Here is a 14,899-nt window from a genome sequence, read left to right on the forward strand (position 1 = left end):
TCCCTCCTTTTTTAAACAAACTACTTAATTCATACCCTAAAATATTCTAGCGCAAAACGATTCTAAAAGATTTTTCCAAAAAAAATGAGCCCTTCCGCAGAAGGACTCACTCTAAAAACTTTAGACTGTTTTTTCTTGTTTACGTGATGCGATGACGGCTTGGATTTCAGACTTGATGTTGTCTGATTTCGGTCCGTAGATCGCTTGAACGTTGTTACCAACTTCAAGGACACCAGCAGCACCTAATTTTTTCAACTCATCTTTGTTGACTTTCGATTTGTCGAGAACTTCGACACGAAGACGTGTGATACATGCATCCAAGTGTTTGATGTTCGACTCTGAACCGAGTGCATCAAGGATACCTTCAGCGAGTTCAGAACCTTGAGCAGATGAAGTCTCTTGCGCTGCATCTTCACGACCTGGAGTTTTCAGGTTGAACTTGCGGATTGCGAAACGGAATCCAACATAGTAGATGACAGAGAGTGCAAGACCGACGACGATGACGAGCCACCACTGCGTGCGTCCTGGAAGAACACCGAAGAGAAGGAAGTCAATCAAACCACCAGAGAATGTCATACCGATCTTAACGTTCAACAATTGCATCGTCATGAACGAGAGACCTGCGAAGACTGCGTGAACTGCGAACAAGATTGGAGCAACGAACAAGAATGCGAATTCGATTGGCTCTGTGATACCTGTCAAGAATGCTGTAAGTGCTGCTGATCCAAGAAGACCACCAACGACTGCACGGCGCTCAGGACGAGCTTCGTGGTACATAGCAAGAGCTGCTGCTGGAAGACCGAACATCATGAACGGGAATTTACCAGTCATGAATGTACCAGCAGTCAATTCAACGTTATCTTTCAATTGAGCGAAGAAGATCGCTTGGTCACCACGAACGACATCACCTGCTGCATTCGTGTACGAACCGAATTCGAACCAGAATGGTGCATAGAAGATGTGGTGAAGACCGAATGGAATCAACGAACGTTCGATGAGACCGAAGACGAATGCTGCGAGTGTTGGGTTTTTCTCCATCATGAAGTGGGAGAATGTGTTCAATCCGTCCTGTGCGAACGGCCAAACGAATACAAGTACAAGACCTGCGAACAATGAAACGACAGCAGTGACGATTGGAACGAAACGTTTACCAGCAAAGAATCCAAGGAACTGTGGCAATTCGAGATTATGGTACTTCCCGTACGCCCAAGCTGCGATCAGACCGATGATGATACCACCGAATACCCCAGTTTGAAGTGTTGGGATACCGAGTACGTTTGCATATCCTTGACCGTTAGCAACCATTTCTGGTGTAACGCCGAGCCAAACGCTCATTGTTTTGTTCATGATCAAGAATCCGACGATTGCCGCAAGTCCGGCTGCGCCGTCCCCTGCAAGACCAATCGCGACACCGACCGCGAATAAGAGTGCTAAGTTACCGAAGATGATATCCCCAGCTGCTTCCATCAATTTTGCAACCTTGATGATTGCATCATTTTTCAAGAACTCGAGTTTTGACGTCAAGTTCGGATTTTGCATCGCGTTACCGAATCCGAGTAGGATACCGGCAGCTGGCAAAATCGCTACAGGAAGCATCAACGCTTTACCGACACGTTGAAGAACAGCAAAAATCTGTTTGAACATGTGTGTTTCCTCCTTTTCCTGTTAAGAGCGAAGTATGATGAATAATGCCAATGATTGAGACGAAAAAAGTCAGACATCTGACCGATTTTTTACAGAAAAAAATCAGGCACGAGCGGATTGTAGACAATAGACTTATCCCGTTGAATAACGGAAATAAAGCTTCTTGCCCGACATCCCACTCATGCCTGATCGTATCAGTAACACGTAGTCCGTGCGGTCATTTACCTGAATCGTACTGCACTAAGCGTTGCAGATGCATCGTAAGATACGTCGCCTCACCGCGCGGTACCGCTTTCTTCAACTGACGTTCCATGATGGACATCAGCTCCCAAGCAGTATCATAGCATAGCGGATATTCTTCACGCAATAGCTTTTCTACTTTTTCTGGAGCCTCTAGATACTCCCCATTGGAAACCCTTTCAATCGCTGAACGAAGATGCCGAATCAGACGCTTGTAATCAAGCGATTTTCGATCGATTTTAATCTCCAGTCGCTGTTCGATATGACTAGCAATTAAACCGACGAGTTGATGATGGCGGTTGACTTCGAGTACGTCTTTGAAGTTCGTCGCCGAATGAATATGAAGTGCGATGAATCCTGTCTCCGCTGGAGGCAGGTAAAAATTCATCTCGGCACTGATGAACTCGACGATTTCTTCTGCAAGGGCGTACTCTTCCGGATACAAGGCTTCCGTTTCAGCAAGAAACGGATTCGTGACTTCCATTCCTTGTTCGAGTCGCTTGAACGTAAACGTCAAATGATCCGTCAATCCAATATGGATATGTTCGTCGACCTTTTTTCCGAAGCGTGTCTCGATCATCGAGACAATCTCGTTCATCAACGCGATGAAATTCTCATCGAGATGACCGACGAGCGCCTTATATTGATCCTGTTCTTCTTTATCCTTCAACGTGTAGACTTTTTCCAACTTGTCGAGATCTGTCAGTTGATCGCCTGGCTTCCGACCGAAGCCAATCCCTTTCGCGAGGATAATGACTTCCTGATTCGCACCAGTCGAACAAATGACGACATTATTATTCAATACCTTGATAACGTGGTACATTTGTTTATCCATTCGCTCTCAACCCAATCTGCTCTTACACATTTATTTAAAGACATTGTTTTTATTATAACGGTTTTTCAGACACGAAAAAAGCCTACTTACTCAAGTAGACTTTAAAACATTTGGTAACCGCTCTTACGCAAGAAGCGAATCGATAGACCGGCGATGATGATTCCGGCAAGACCAGCCGCGAACATCGTGATATCCGCTGTCTGTAGACCAGCAATCCGGTCCCCAAGATTCGGAATCGCTTCACGAGCATTCGTGAAGTATTCGAGCGTCGATTGGTTGTCGATCATCATGATGATGATGACCGGATAGAGTACGAGCATCACCCATGTACTCCGCAACAACATGTTTAAGATGAATCCGATACTAAAGAACATGACGAGATAAAGGACACTCCCGATCACGGCTTGAATGATATGCATACTGTTCCCCCTTTGAATCTCTTTTAGTATAACCGACAAAAAAGGCAAATGCACGAGTGTACATTTGCCTAAAACGTGAACTTAGAACTTCCCTTTTTTGATCGCAAGACCAAGTTTTTTCAGTTCGAAGAAGTGTTTGTTGTCGATGACTTTTTTCATGAACGATGCGTTACGACCGTAAATCTTCTTACCGAAGACCATGCCGATACCGTCTTTGTGACCAAGTGAAGCGACCGTTCCTTTGTTCTCGTACGTGAACGTCGATGTTTGACGACCCGCGATGAGTGCTGCGATGTTCTCAGCGACTTTGTGTGCTTGTTGTGTCGCGATTTGTGCAGTCGGTGGGTACGGACGGTTCGAACTTGGGTCCATGACTGCTGAACAGTCACCGATCATGAAGACATTGTCGTGTCCTGGAACACGGAGATCTTCTTCAACGACGACACGGTTACGCATCGCTTCGAAACCAGATGCTGCAACGACAGGGTTACCGCTGACGCCACCAGTCCAGATGATCGTGTTCGCTTCGATCGTCTCAGTCGTGTCGCCTTGAAGCGGACCGAATGTGACGCTTCCTGGTCCACATTCCTTGATGCCGTTACCGAGTTTGAACTCGATGCCTTGGCGCTCAAGCCATTTGTGTGCATAGTTGACGAGATCTGCATCGAATCCTGGAAGGACTGTCGGTGCTGCCTCGATGTTGACGACACGAACGAGTTCGCGTGGAATGTCATATTGTTTGCACAGTTCTGGAATACGGTTGACGAGCTCACCCATGAACTCGATTCCTGTGAATCCAGCACCACCAACAACGATCGTCAAGAGTGAACGATCTTGTGATCCTGTTGTTTTGTACTGTGCGAATGAGTAATCGATATGTTCCTTGATTTTACGGACGCTGTTCAACGAGCTGATCGTCAGCGCGTGTTCCTTCAATCCTTTGATACCGAATGTTTCAGGAACGCCACCGAGAGCAACGACGACGTAATCGTAAGGAACTGTTCCGCCATCTTGTAAGAGAACCGTTTTAGCAGCCGTGTCGACTTTCTCAACGATACCTTTGACAAGTTTGACGCGTGACGGGTTGATGACATCATTGATGTAGATGCGCGCTTGCTCCGCAGACATCGTACCTGCAGCTGGTTCATGCAACCAAGTTGTTTGGTAATGATAGTCGTGTTTGTTAATCAACGTGATGTTCGCTTGATCGACGCCGAGTTTCTTTTGAAGGTTGACTGCTGTGATCAATCCACCGTAGCCCGCTCCAAGAATAACAATGTTAGGTGTGTTCATGTTCTGATACTCCTTACGAATCGTAGTTTTGTTGTGATTTTCTTCACATTCAATTACAGACGAATGCTCAAAAATTTTGTTCAAATAATGTTCACATGTCTATAAGCCTATTGAAACACTTTTCAGGAATGATTGCAAAAGAAAAATGTAATTTCCCTTAAAAAAATGTGAGATGTTCCGTACTTGCACCTTCACCCCCTACTTCCTATATAATGGACCTATCCAACGCTAGGAGGGAATCAGATGCACCAACCATATGATGTCACGATCATCGGCGGCGGTCCGGTCGGACTGTTCACCGCGTTTTATTCAGGAATGCGCCAGATGAAGACGAAGGTCATCGAGAGTCTACCTCAATTAGGTGGTCAACTCGCTACGCTTTATCCTGAAAAATATATATACGATATTGCCGGTTTTCCGAAAGTAAAAGCACAGGAACTGGTCGATCGGTTGCTTGAACAAGCAAATGAATTCGATCCGACATACGTGCTCGGTGAGACAGTCATCGCTTACGAACGGATGGATGACGGAATCATCCGCCTCGTCACGAATAAAGGCGAGCATTATACAAAGACCGTCATCTTGACGGCAGGAAACGGCTCGTTCGCGGCGCGTCCACTCGGAGTAGCGGATGCAGAACGCTTCGAAGAAACGAACTTACACTATTTCGTCAACGACATGGAACGTTTCAAGGATCGCCAAGTCGTCTTACTGGGTGGCGGTGACTCAGCAGTTGACTGGTCATTGATGCTTGAGCCGATCGCAAAATCCGTCACGCTCGTCCACCGTCGTGATAAGTTCCGTGCCCATGAACATTCGGTCGAATTGTTACACGATTCGTCCGTCAACGTCATGACGCCGTATACACTTGAATCAGTTACAGGTGAGACGCACATCGAGACGCTGACGTTCAAACATGCTGAAAGTGGTGAAGTCGTCGTCGTCGCTGCGGACGATGTCGTCTGTAACTTCGGCTTCGTCTCGTCACTCGGACCGCTTAAAGAATGGGAAGTTGAATTCGAACGCAATTCGATTCGCGTCAACTCGAAGATGGAGACAGCGATTCCAGGTGTCTTCGCTTGTGGTGATATCGCGACTTACGAAGGACGCGTTAAACTGATCGCAACAGGATTCGGTGAAGCACCGATCGCCGTTAACCAAGCGAAGCTTCTCGTTGATCCATCTGCTCGTCACCCGCAACACTCGACGAGTCTATTCGAAAAAGTAACGAATCATTCTTGAGATATATGTGAATGACTGCAAATGATGAGAGGTCGGATTCCGGATGACATACCGGAGCCCGACCTCTCATTTTGATGGAATCACACTTAAGATGTTGAAAACGTCCGATTTCATACGGATGATCTTTTAACAGGTATCCGGTAAACCCGTTGTACGAGTTCCACTCCACCACGCTCAATCGTCGATTCTTCGAAGACCTGACCACCAAATCGTTCGTAAAACCGACACGCAGGATTATCTCGCAAGACAGAAACCTGCATTGTCTCATACTCCGCTAAATCATCAGCAATCTGGTGAAACAACGCTTTCCCGAATCCCTGCCCTTGAGACGCTTGTAAGACATAAATCGCATAGAGCTCCCCTTCACGCGCATCACTTCGATTCGGTCCACCTTGCGCAAATCCGACGATTTCGTCTTCTGATTCCACAACATACACGTGCTCATCGACTAACGTCTGCTCCCATTGTTTCGTCCGTTTCGCATGCGACAACTGTGCTAAATACGAAGCCGGGATGATCCCTTGATACGTCTCACGCCAGGCATCGATATGAACGTGCGCGATGGCTGACGCATCTTCAAGACGTGCTTTACGGATACTCATAACGCAATGATGAAGCGACGTGTTTCGCGTCCATTACGAACAGTCGGCTCGATTTCTCGTCCGCCGTTCGCTAAGATGACACGACGTGATGCTAGATTATCAACGCCACACGTCAGTAGTACTTGATCCAGTCCACGTTGTCGTGCTTCTTCAAGCGCCAATCGAAGACCAGTCGTCGCATACCCTTTCTGACGCTCAGATGGTCGGATCCCGTATCCGATGTGTCCGCCGTATAACTTCAAGTTCTCCGTCAAATCATGCCGGAAGTTCAGCGCACCGACGATTCGTTGCCCGTCGACCATCCAGTACGTCGAATGGGTGACAAGACCCGGTCTGACCGTCGTCTCCATCTCCTTGAGTTCCGCAAAATAAGCGCCGAGTGGTTCATATGTGTCTCCGACTGCTTCCGGCACGATCGCTTCGCCCGACTCTCGCCAGTCTTCTAAAAAGGCGCGGTACTCCGTCTCCCACGCAAGAGTTGGTTTCATCAACTGCATCATTGGTGATTGCGCACCTCCTCTTCAATCAAACGATCGAGCCAGTCATCGACATGTTGGAACAGATAGCCCGCTTGTTTCGCAGCTGTTGTATCCATATAGAAATCGCGTTCTGGCGCAAGCGGTGATTCATCCTCTCCTTTTGCGACGAGTTGACTTGTCGTTCCCGCAACGCGGTCGATTTTATCCAATAGGTCTTGAATCGATAAGACACCGTCACTTGCAGCATTGATCGGTCCCGTCAGTTCCGAGCGACCACACCACTCAAGAAAGGCAGCGGCTTCGTAACTTGAGATATAACCCATCTTTGCGTATGTGTTTTCAGCAACGATCGGACGCCCGTCAAGCGCCCGCTTGATATGAAAAACAAGTCGCTCCGTATAGTCATCGGGTCCGAGAACGACCGGGAAACGGACGGCAACGACTGGGAACGTCGCCCTTTGGAAGAAATAACTCTCCGCTTGGCGCTTCCCTTCGCCATATCCATGTTCCTTCTCAAGATCATATTTCCCGGGAAACGGGTTATAGGCACGCTCGGTGATATTCGCACCACCGTCTTCATAGACAGACATCGTCGACGTCAACACGTAGCGTCCGACTTTTCCTTCAAACGCGTCGACCGCGAGCTTCGCTTGATACGGTGTGAAACAGATATTGTCATAGATGACATCCCAGTGCTGTTGGCTCAAGTCCTTCATCGTACTGCTTGATGTCCGGTCCCCTTTGAAGAATGTCAAGCCCTTCGCGACCGGTGGAGTATGCTCGCCGCGTGTGACGATCGTCACATCATCCCCTGAATCGGCTAACCGAATCGCTAAGCGTCGTCCAAAATAGCGTGTTCCCCCGAAGATCAATACTTTTCTCATCTTGAAGCCCTCCCTGTTCGTAGTAGCATTCACTCTCTTAATATTTCGAGTCAACGGAACAGGTCTCCTGTAGAAGGCAATAAAAAAAATCGTGGACGATGTCCACGATTGGATTCATTAACAGCCACCCGGTGTCCCAGCATTTGTTGCTGTTCGGAACGATGTCCCGCAACCGCATGTTGCGATGGCATTCGGATTCGTGATCGTGAATCCGCCGCCGAGCATCGACTGCTTATAATCGATTTCCAGTCCTTTGACGACCGGGTAATCTTTTTCGTCCACGATGACGGTCACGCCGTGCTGTTCGAAAACGAGATCCGTTTCTTTCTGTTGGTCGAATCCCATTCCGTACGACAGACCACTACATCCACCACCTTGGACGAGCATCCGAAGATTCCGTTCATCTGCTGGTGCCTGCGCCATCATGTCCTGGACTTGTAGCGCTGCTGCCTCCGTTAAATGGATCATGTCATCACCTTCCTTTTCTTTAGTATACGCAACTTCTGAGCGAATCGAAACCTAGTTGCTTGAAACTATCTTGAATTCGTTGTATAAATGGTATGTACAACAAAATAATCGTTCCATCTTCAGGGCAGGGTGAAATTCCCGACCGGCGGTAAACAACTCTTCTTGAGTTGAAGCCCGCGAGCGAATAGGGCGCTATTTGCTGATTCTGTGTAATTCAGGAGCCGACAGTATAGTCTGGATGGGAGAAGATGGCGGCATGAGTTTGAATTTGATCGATTTTTGCAACAATCGATTAGGTTTATTTAATGCGGACTTCTCCCCTGTTGATCTCATCAATAGGGGTTTCTTTATGGACGCAGTCATGCCAATACTTCATCGAGAGGAACGAGCAAAAGGAGACAATACTCGTATGAAACGCACACAAAAAATGGTCACTCTGTCAATGTTAGGTTCAATCTCATTTGTTCTTATGCTTATCAATTTTCCACTGCCGTTCTTACCGAACTATCTGAAGATCGACTTCAGTGATGTTCCTGCTCTCGTCGCAGCGATCATGTTCTCACCGGTCGCAGGTGTCATCGTCGAAGCACTGAAGAACGTGCTATACTACATCTTCCGCGGAAGTGGTGTTCCGGTCGGAGAATTCGCGAACTTCGCTGCTGGCATCGCATTCGTGCTTCCTGTCAGCTGGTTCTACCATAAAAAGAAATCAACACAAGGTCTCGCAACTGGTCTCGTCGCTGGTACGATCACGATGGCACTCGGTCTTGCGATTCTCAACTATATCTTGATCCTTCCAGCGTACGCATGGTTCCTCGGTATGGACTACATGGCGGATCCAGCTGTCAAATGGACAGCGATCACAGCCGGTATCTTACCGTTTAACGTCATCAAGGCGTTGTTCATCTCGGCACTCTTCATTCCGTTGTTCTTGAAACTACGACCATGGATGATGCGCCGTCAACAATCTGCCTGATCCGAAAAGCTGCGCCCGCTGACGGACACGAATCCCTTCGTTCAGACGAACGAGGGGATTTTTTGGCTGTCCGTGCTCACAGCTCATTCTCTTCGATTTTTAGGTAAATCTTTTCAAGCAACTCTTCCGGCGTCTCGCCTACGACGGTCTCACCATCGACGAGACAAAAATGATCAAGCGAACAAATGCCGCAATAGCCGAGGCAACCGTATTCGACGACGTCGACGTTCGGATCACGTTCGAGTTGCTCCATGACGACCTGTGTACCAGCCGCTAAGTTACTGATACAAAATTCAATAATCGGATTCACTTTTTTTCCTCCTTCAAGCAGGAAACGACCTGCCTCATGTCGTATTATACAAGGTCAGACTGATTTAGGGGAACTAAGGGGGATTTTACGTTATGAAGCAATTGGTCGTACTCGGCGGAGGATATGGTGGAATGCGGATTTGTGAGCGATTCAAGGACGAGGAAGTTGCCGTCACGCTCGTCGACCGTCTACCGTACCACGCACTCAAAACGGAATATTACGCACTCGCAGCAGGTACATTATCAGATCGAGATGTCCGGATTGAATTTCCGGAGGGGAAACATCTTACTTATAAATATGGACATGTCATTAAAATCTCACCAGAGACGAATACGGTCCACCTGCAGGACGGATCAGAATTATTCTATGATGACTTGATCATCGCCCTCGGTTGCGAGGATAAATACCACAACATTCCGGGTGCTCAAGAGTTTACATACAGCATCCAGACACTTGAAGAATCGCGCAAGACACAGCAAGCGATCTGTGGTCTGTCACCGGGGTCCGTCGTCTCGATCGTCGGTGCTGGTCTATCTGGTGTTGAACTTGCCAGTGAACTGCATGAAAGCCGGAAGGATTTAACGATTCGTCTGTTCGACCGCGGTCCATCCGTCTTGTCATTCTTATCCGACAAAGTCTCATCTTACGTCCAGGAATGGTTCGAGGAGCATGACGTGGAAGTCATCAACAATTCGAACGTCACGCTCGTCACAGCGGACGACGTGCGTAACGGCGACGATACGTACCCGTCGGACTTGACGATTTGGACGGCAGGTACGCAGCCGGTCAAGGTCGTTCGTGATCTCGGCTTTGCTGCAGACAGTGGTGGTCGGATCAAATTGACGGAACATCACCATGTACCAGAATACGATAACGTCTTCGTCATCGGCGATTGTGCCAGCTTGCCGTATGCGCCAAGCGGTCAACTCGCAGAACATCAGGCAGAACAAGTCGTCGACGTCTTGCAAGCGAAGTGGCAAGGGAAAAAATTGCCGAAACTGCCAGAAATCAAACTGCGCGGGATGCTCGGATCGCTCGGGAAATCAGACGGTTTTGGGATCGTCATGGGCAAGCAAGCGCTGACGGGGAAAGTCCCACGTCTCTTAAAGTCCGGTGTCTTATGGAAACACAAAAAGATTAAATGAGCAAAAGAGGTGTCCCGAGCTTTGGGATACCTCTTCTTCGTTCACCCCGTCTGACTTAACTTTGCATCAATCGCTTCCGTGATCGTCTTCAGTTTGACGTACCCCTCGTCAATCATCTCATCATCAAGCACGATCAGTGGATAAAAATAGACATCCTCTTTTAGCGCTTCCGTCCATTGATCCGCTGTCGCTGTCTCGAAATCGACATAGCGTAGCGTCATTTCTTGCTCATATTTCCGCTCGAGGACGGCTTGTAGCCAACTAAACGTCTCTTCCGAGCTTGGTGCCCCGACACAACTCGGACAAGTGACCGCTGTTCCATAAACCGTGATTTCCATCTTGAAGTCCCCCTTTTCAATTCTCTCCTCTTTAGTATACAAGTTTTCCAGATTGAGAACATTTTTCAACCCTGTTACAATGAAACTATACGAAAGGATGTGTTTACGCATGGAAATGTTTGATCAAGTGAATGAAGTTCTTGAAAAATTGCGTCCGTTCCTTCTTCGTGATGGAGGAGACGTTGAACTCGTAGATGTAGAAGACGGAATCGTAAAACTCCGTTTGATGGGAGCTTGTGGTAGCTGCCCAAGTTCAACAATCACATTGAAGGCCGGTATCGAACGTGCCCTTCTTGAAGAAGTCGCTGGCGTCGTTGAAGTCGAACAAGTCTTCTAATACATGAAATCCCGAACGAATTCTCGTTCGGGATTTTTTGATTCATAGAATCCATTCGGCTAACGTATCGACCATATATGTCGGTTGACGATTTTGACCTTGAATGAAGACGGGTGTATGGACGCCAGAATTGACGTGCATCGTCCGGATGCCTCCATTGATTCCGAACAGAATGTCCGTATGGTAGTTATCCCCGACCATGATGACGTCTTCTTTCGACAGACCGATCATCTCCGTTGCGATATCGACCATGACCGGTTCGGGTTTACCGATGAAGAACGGTTCCTTCTCCGTCGTCACGCGCAGGACGGACGTCAAGGCACCGTTACCTGGCAAGAAACCACGTTCTGTCGGAATCGCGATATCACCATTCGTCGAGATGAAGCGGGCACCAGCGCGGATCGCAAGGGCACCAACAGCGAGTTTTTCATAGGTGATCTGACGGTCGAGTCCGATGACCACGTAGTCTGCCGCTTCGGTTGCGACGACGTCTAACCCTTCCCGTTCAAGCGCATCAATCAGTCCTGTTTCTCCGATGGCATAGACACGCGCTTTCGGTGACAGATCAGCGATATAACGACCAGTCGCCATCGCACTCGTCAAGACATGCTTCGCATCAGAATGAACACCCATCCCGCGTAATTTCTCCGCCACGGCTTCTGCCGTCATCGACGCATTATTCGTCACGAACAAATACGGAATGCCTTCTGCTTGCAGACGATTGACGAAATCGACCGCTTCTTTTACCGGTTCCGTTCCGTTGTACATCGTTCCATCTAAATCAAATAAATAGCCTTTTGCCTTCATCCTGACTCACTCCTCGTTTGGTAAAAATGCAGACACCGGTCCGAGTTCTGTCTCGATGTACCGGCGAATCGCTTCCGGGAAACGACGTAGTTCTGCTTCCTCTGTCTCTAGTACCGCCCGAATCTCCGCCATACTCGATTGTGTGAATGACCGGACGATCAACGTACGTAATGCAACGAGCTTCTTCAGACTCGTCGCGAGCGGTCCATCGATCACCTTCTCATCTTCTAAGATGAGGATGATATCTTCATAACTTCCCGGATCCCGCATGATGAATCCATCAATCATACTGTTTCCGATGTCGATGACACTCTCGATGACTAAAAAACCGATTCGCTCCATAGCCAGTGCTGTCGTCACCGGATCCCCCGTAACTTCCTTACTTTGTCGAAGTGCCGTCTCATAACAGACGACTGTCTCTTCGATTTTTTGACGATTGACGAAATACATCTTCATTCCCCCTCACATCCTCCATTTTATCGTTATCCGGCAATCCTGAAAAGCAGAAAGGTCATTTGCATCACATTCCCCAATGTGTTATCCTCAATTTAGATTTTTGCTGAAAATAGTATGTCACATTGGTGACGTGGAGGTTATATACATGGAACGGGAACTCGCACTGGAAATCGTACGCGCTACGGAAGCAGCAGCACTAGCTTCTGCTCAATGGATTGGTCGCGGTAAGAAAAATGAAGCGGATGATGCAGCAACGACTGCAATGCGCGAAGTCTTGAACACGGTCAACATGAACGGAACGGTCGTCATCGGTGAAGGCGAACTCGACGAAGCACCGATGCTCTTCATCGGCGAACGTGTCGGAACAGCAAACGGTCCAATCGTTGATATCGCGGTCGACCCACTCGAAGGTACGAACATCGTTGCCAAAGGTCTCGGTAATGCGATGGTCGTCATCGCCGTCGCCGATCAAGGTGCCCTGCTCCACGCACCCGATATGTATATGGATAAATTAACAGTTGGACCAAACTTAAAAGGGCACGTCTCGCTCGACGATCCACTTGAAGTCATTATTGAAAAAGCAGCTCAATACAACAATAAACGGATTGAGGACGTTACGGTCATCATGCAGGATCGCCCGCGTCACGATCACTTCCGCGAAGCTGCAATGCGGATGGGCGCACGGGTTCGTCTGTTTGAAGACGGTGATGTCTCAGCTGGAATCGCACCACTCTCTCCTGCGACAGGAATCGATATCTTCATCGGCACAGGCGGTGCGCCTGAAGGTGTCATCACGGCTGCTGCCGTTAAAGCAATGGGTGGCGACATGCAAGCCCGCTTACACCCGATGAACGAAGAAGAAACCGCTCGTGTCATCCGGATGGGACTTGAAGATCCGCTTCAACTCTTATCACTCGACGACCTGATCAAAAGTGACGACTGCATTTTTGCTGCAACAGGCGTCACGACAGGCGAAATGCTCGATGGCGTGAAGTTCTTGACGGATGATATCGTTGAAACGACATCCCTCGTCATGCGTTCGAAAACACGGACAATCCGAAAAGTTATCGCCGAGCATAGCTTGTCACGCAAACCGTACTTGCAAAAAGTCCCCCAAACCCTTTAATCTGAAACAGACGTTAGGGAAATGAGGGAAGCTTGATGATGGAAGAACGTGATTTTTTATATGATGATGTCGAACAAACGAAGACACGCTTCGTCAGTTGGATTGGAGAAGCAAGCCGGTTTGATCTCGCCATCACGCATTCGGAACATTTTTACGGTAAGATTCTCGTCTTGAATCTCTTATCGAATCGGTTTGCGATCATTGGTGCAGATGATTTCGATGAACCGGGCTACATCGCGACGGCGTTCGACGTCGAAGACGATGCGGCAACGGAACTCGAGATGTATCTGCGCGCTTATATCGGTCTATGAAAACAGCCTTCGTCCGCGGACGAAGGCTGTTTGTCTTATAAGAGACGATCGTTTCGTTCATTTAGTGTGTTTGGTCCGCTAAAGACATTCGTATTGTCTGACTCGTCATGGGCACGGCGTTCTGAATGCTGATCCGCTTCATCACCAACGAGCAATACGAATTGACCACTTTCGACCGCGTGATTCGCACGATCGACGTCTTCCTTCGTCAAGCCACTTCCCTGAATCGCGTCTCCATGAGAAGCTGTGTCATCTTTTTTGAAGATGCTCTTGATTTCCTGCCAGAGATTACGATGATCTTCCTGCGACAAACGTGTTGACGTCTGTTGGTTGTTTAGATCCGCCAATTCCTCGATTTGTTCGAGATCGTATTTGTCGTGTGCTAAAACTTTTAAATCAGTCGAGACGACACCGGCAACACGGAGATCGTGCACGGCACTAACAACTTCTGGTACGGATGAGTAAATTCCAACGATTCGCATGGATAGTTCCCCCTATAGGTACGTGATACTTATAGTAATAGCCGAATTCCATCCACTAGAAACGCTTTTCTGTATGACAGTTTGATTACTCGCCTTCCGTCTTCTCTGGTGCAGGTGCGAACTTCCGTTTCAACTTCAACGTATTGGATGAAGAACCGTCGAAGCGAGGTGGTGCTTCTTCTCCTTCTACCAATCCGATCTTCTTGACGATGAAGTAGGCACATCCGAAGTTACAGTATTCGTAGAGATAATCCGCCACATGCGAAATCTTCGTATCAAATGTTGCTTTCTCGTGTTGATCCTCATAGAAGCCACGTAGCCGTAATTGACCGTGCCCCCAGTCCCCCACGATATAATCATATTTCTCAAGGACATCGCTAAAACGACCGATGAAGGCTTCCTCATTAAAACCTTCGCGCTTCTCTTCGACGACCTCATAACGTTCCCGATTGACTTGTATCATTATTCCCACCTCCTGCTGTTCTTATCATAGCATATTCCATTT

The 14,899-nt window shown here is 48.1% G+C and carries 20 protein-coding genes and 1 riboswitch; of the genes, 6 read left to right on the forward strand and 14 right to left on the reverse strand.

Features of this window, described 5'->3' with window-relative positions; translation table 11 throughout:
* Positions 1–120: 120 nt before the first annotated feature.
* From ptsG to ACZGCQ_RS09250, 4 genes are all read right to left on the reverse strand, one after another.
* Complete coding sequence (gene ptsG, locus ACZGCQ_RS09235; RefSeq protein WP_029342409.1) at positions 121–1,644, reverse strand: glucose-specific PTS transporter subunit IIBC; 1,524 nt, start codon at positions 1,642–1,644, stop codon at positions 121–123.
* Between the two features lie 217 nt (positions 1,645–1,861).
* A complete protein-coding gene (gene glcT / locus ACZGCQ_RS09240) occupies positions 1,862–2,719 on the reverse strand; it encodes a glucose PTS transporter transcription antiterminator GlcT (RefSeq protein ID WP_023469132.1) in 858 nt (285 codons plus the stop codon).
* Positions 2,720–2,820: 101 nt separating this feature from the next.
* The gene (locus ACZGCQ_RS09245) at positions 2,821–3,138 is read right to left on the reverse strand and encodes a YuiB family protein (protein WP_023469133.1); all 318 of its coding nucleotides are present in this window, start codon (positions 3,136–3,138) and stop codon (positions 2,821–2,823) included.
* 81 nt (positions 3,139–3,219) lie between these two features.
* A complete protein-coding gene (locus tag ACZGCQ_RS09250; protein WP_029342410.1) occupies positions 3,220–4,431 on the reverse strand; it encodes an NAD(P)/FAD-dependent oxidoreductase in 1,212 nt (403 codons plus the stop codon).
* 243 nt (positions 4,432–4,674) lie between these two features.
* Between ACZGCQ_RS09250 and ACZGCQ_RS09255 the strand changes: the two genes are divergently transcribed.
* On the forward strand, positions 4,675–5,673 hold the full coding sequence (locus tag ACZGCQ_RS09255; RefSeq protein WP_023469135.1) for an NAD(P)/FAD-dependent oxidoreductase: 999 nt from the start codon (positions 4,675–4,677) through the stop codon (positions 5,671–5,673).
* Between the two features lie 110 nt (positions 5,674–5,783).
* Here the strand turns inward: ACZGCQ_RS09255 and ACZGCQ_RS09260 are convergent, their stop codons facing one another.
* The 4 genes from ACZGCQ_RS09260 to ACZGCQ_RS09275 form a co-directional block, all read right to left on the reverse strand.
* Complete coding sequence (locus ACZGCQ_RS09260; protein WP_481266080.1) at positions 5,784–6,275, reverse strand: N-acetyltransferase family protein; 492 nt, start codon at positions 6,273–6,275, stop codon at positions 5,784–5,786.
* A complete protein-coding gene (locus tag ACZGCQ_RS09265) occupies positions 6,272–6,775 on the reverse strand; it encodes a GNAT family N-acetyltransferase (protein ID WP_406747369.1) in 504 nt (167 codons plus the stop codon). Before ACZGCQ_RS09265 ends, ACZGCQ_RS09260 begins: the two co-directional genes overlap by 4 nt.
* Positions 6,772–7,638 (reverse strand): NAD-dependent epimerase/dehydratase family protein, encoded by an 867-nt coding sequence (locus ACZGCQ_RS09270; protein WP_481266081.1) that lies wholly within the window; start codon positions 7,636–7,638, stop codon positions 6,772–6,774. Before ACZGCQ_RS09270 ends, ACZGCQ_RS09265 begins: the two co-directional genes overlap by 4 nt.
* Before the next feature lie 117 nt (positions 7,639–7,755).
* Entirely contained in the window at positions 7,756–8,106 is a 351-nt protein-coding gene (locus ACZGCQ_RS09275) for a HesB/IscA family protein (RefSeq protein WP_029342414.1), read from the reverse strand.
* Positions 8,107–8,217: 111 nt separating this feature from the next.
* A riboswitch (FMN riboswitch) is annotated at positions 8,218–8,360 on the forward strand.
* Between the two features lie 155 nt (positions 8,361–8,515).
* Between ACZGCQ_RS09275 and ACZGCQ_RS09280 the strand changes: the two genes are divergently transcribed.
* A complete protein-coding gene (locus tag ACZGCQ_RS09280; protein WP_214858202.1) occupies positions 8,516–9,082 on the forward strand; it encodes an ECF transporter S component in 567 nt (188 codons plus the stop codon).
* A gap of 76 nt (positions 9,083–9,158) precedes the next feature.
* Here ACZGCQ_RS09280 and ACZGCQ_RS09285 read toward each other — a convergent pair whose 3' ends face one another.
* The gene (locus tag ACZGCQ_RS09285) at positions 9,159–9,392 is read right to left on the reverse strand and encodes a YuzB family protein (RefSeq protein WP_023469141.1); all 234 of its coding nucleotides are present in this window, start codon (positions 9,390–9,392) and stop codon (positions 9,159–9,161) included.
* Positions 9,393–9,484: 92 nt separating this feature from the next.
* On the opposite strand from ACZGCQ_RS09285, the gene ACZGCQ_RS09290 reads away from it, so the two are divergent.
* Positions 9,485–10,537: an NAD(P)/FAD-dependent oxidoreductase gene (locus tag ACZGCQ_RS09290; RefSeq protein ID WP_055968842.1), complete on the forward strand. Its 1,053-nt coding sequence runs from the start codon at positions 9,485–9,487 to the stop codon at positions 10,535–10,537.
* Positions 10,538–10,578: 41 nt separating this feature from the next.
* On the opposite strand, the gene ACZGCQ_RS09295 is transcribed toward ACZGCQ_RS09290, so the two are convergent.
* Positions 10,579–10,875: a DUF1462 family protein gene (locus ACZGCQ_RS09295; RefSeq protein WP_481266082.1), complete on the reverse strand. Its 297-nt coding sequence runs from the start codon at positions 10,873–10,875 to the stop codon at positions 10,579–10,581.
* A 109-nt stretch (positions 10,876–10,984) separates the two neighbouring features.
* Here ACZGCQ_RS09295 and ACZGCQ_RS09300 point away from each other — a divergent pair, with 109 nt between their 5' ends.
* Complete coding sequence (locus ACZGCQ_RS09300; protein ID WP_012371190.1) at positions 10,985–11,212, forward strand: NifU family protein; 228 nt, start codon at positions 10,985–10,987, stop codon at positions 11,210–11,212.
* A gap of 42 nt (positions 11,213–11,254) precedes the next feature.
* Here ACZGCQ_RS09300 and ACZGCQ_RS09305 read toward each other — a convergent pair whose 3' ends face one another.
* Entirely contained in the window at positions 11,255–12,019 is a 765-nt protein-coding gene (locus tag ACZGCQ_RS09305; RefSeq protein WP_195864573.1) for a TIGR01457 family HAD-type hydrolase, read from the reverse strand.
* Between the two features lie 6 nt (positions 12,020–12,025).
* A complete protein-coding gene (locus tag ACZGCQ_RS09310; RefSeq protein ID WP_023469145.1) occupies positions 12,026–12,469 on the reverse strand; it encodes a DUF86 domain-containing protein in 444 nt (147 codons plus the stop codon).
* Between the two features lie 151 nt (positions 12,470–12,620).
* Between ACZGCQ_RS09310 and glpX the strand changes: the two genes are divergently transcribed.
* Together glpX and ACZGCQ_RS09320 are read left to right on the forward strand one after the other, a co-directional pair.
* The gene (glpX, locus tag ACZGCQ_RS09315) at positions 12,621–13,601 is read left to right on the forward strand and encodes a class II fructose-bisphosphatase (protein WP_481266083.1); all 981 of its coding nucleotides are present in this window, start codon (positions 12,621–12,623) and stop codon (positions 13,599–13,601) included.
* Positions 13,602–13,636: 35 nt separating this feature from the next.
* Complete coding sequence (locus tag ACZGCQ_RS09320; protein WP_034786088.1) at positions 13,637–13,912, forward strand: DUF3055 domain-containing protein; 276 nt, start codon at positions 13,637–13,639, stop codon at positions 13,910–13,912.
* A 35-nt stretch (positions 13,913–13,947) separates the two neighbouring features.
* Here the strand turns inward: ACZGCQ_RS09320 and ACZGCQ_RS09325 are convergent, their stop codons facing one another.
* Together ACZGCQ_RS09325 and ACZGCQ_RS09330 are read right to left on the reverse strand one after the other, a co-directional pair.
* Positions 13,948–14,394: a general stress protein gene (locus tag ACZGCQ_RS09325; protein WP_481266084.1), complete on the reverse strand. Its 447-nt coding sequence runs from the start codon at positions 14,392–14,394 to the stop codon at positions 13,948–13,950.
* Between the two features lie 85 nt (positions 14,395–14,479).
* Positions 14,480–14,857, reverse strand: coding sequence for a YutD family protein (locus ACZGCQ_RS09330; RefSeq protein ID WP_029342423.1), 378 nt, complete (start codon positions 14,855–14,857; stop codon positions 14,480–14,482).
* Between the last annotated feature and the right edge of the window lie 42 nt (positions 14,858–14,899).

This window comes from Exiguobacterium sp. HSB13, assembly GCF_056764755.1.

Excerpts from the sequence above, each read along its gene's own strand:
- ptsG (WP_029342409.1), bottom strand. The coding sequence starts at position 1,644 with ATGTTCAAACAGATTTTTGCTGTTCTTCAACGTGTCGGTAAAGCGTTG.
- glcT (WP_023469132.1), bottom strand. The coding sequence starts at position 2,719 with ATGGATAAACAAATGTACCACGTTATCAAGGTATTGAATAATAATGTC.
- ACZGCQ_RS09245 (WP_023469133.1), bottom strand. The coding sequence starts at position 3,138 with ATGCATATCATTCAAGCCGTGATCGGGAGTGTCCTTTATCTCGTCATG.
- ACZGCQ_RS09250 (WP_029342410.1), bottom strand. The coding sequence starts at position 4,431 with ATGAACACACCTAACATTGTTATTCTTGGAGCGGGCTACGGTGGATTG.
- ACZGCQ_RS09255 (WP_023469135.1), top strand. The coding sequence starts at position 4,675 with ATGCACCAACCATATGATGTCACGATCATCGGCGGCGGTCCGGTCGGA.
- ACZGCQ_RS09260 (WP_481266080.1), bottom strand. The coding sequence starts at position 6,275 with ATGAGTATCCGTAAAGCACGTCTTGAAGATGCGTCAGCCATCGCGCAC.
- ACZGCQ_RS09265 (WP_406747369.1), bottom strand. The coding sequence starts at position 6,775 with ATGATGCAGTTGATGAAACCAACTCTTGCGTGGGAGACGGAGTACCGC.
- ACZGCQ_RS09270 (WP_481266081.1), bottom strand. The coding sequence starts at position 7,638 with ATGAGAAAAGTATTGATCTTCGGGGGAACACGCTATTTTGGACGACGC.
- ACZGCQ_RS09275 (WP_029342414.1), bottom strand. The coding sequence starts at position 8,106 with ATGATCCATTTAACGGAGGCAGCAGCGCTACAAGTCCAGGACATGATG.
- ACZGCQ_RS09280 (WP_214858202.1), top strand. The coding sequence starts at position 8,516 with ATGAAACGCACACAAAAAATGGTCACTCTGTCAATGTTAGGTTCAATC.
- ACZGCQ_RS09290 (WP_055968842.1), top strand. The coding sequence starts at position 9,485 with ATGAAGCAATTGGTCGTACTCGGCGGAGGATATGGTGGAATGCGGATT.
- ACZGCQ_RS09295 (WP_481266082.1), bottom strand. The coding sequence starts at position 10,875 with ATGGAAATCACGGTTTATGGAACAGCGGTCACTTGTCCGAGTTGTGTC.
- ACZGCQ_RS09300 (WP_012371190.1), top strand. The coding sequence starts at position 10,985 with ATGGAAATGTTTGATCAAGTGAATGAAGTTCTTGAAAAATTGCGTCCG.
- ACZGCQ_RS09305 (WP_195864573.1), bottom strand. The coding sequence starts at position 12,019 with ATGAAGGCAAAAGGCTATTTATTTGATTTAGATGGAACGATGTACAAC.
- ACZGCQ_RS09310 (WP_023469145.1), bottom strand. The coding sequence starts at position 12,469 with ATGTATTTCGTCAATCGTCAAAAAATCGAAGAGACAGTCGTCTGTTAT.
- glpX (WP_481266083.1), top strand. The coding sequence starts at position 12,621 with ATGGAACGGGAACTCGCACTGGAAATCGTACGCGCTACGGAAGCAGCA.
- ACZGCQ_RS09320 (WP_034786088.1), top strand. The coding sequence starts at position 13,637 with ATGATGGAAGAACGTGATTTTTTATATGATGATGTCGAACAAACGAAG.
- ACZGCQ_RS09325 (WP_481266084.1), bottom strand. The coding sequence starts at position 14,394 with ATGCGAATCGTTGGAATTTACTCATCCGTACCAGAAGTTGTTAGTGCC.
- ACZGCQ_RS09330 (WP_029342423.1), bottom strand. The coding sequence starts at position 14,857 with ATGATACAAGTCAATCGGGAACGTTATGAGGTCGTCGAAGAGAAGCGC.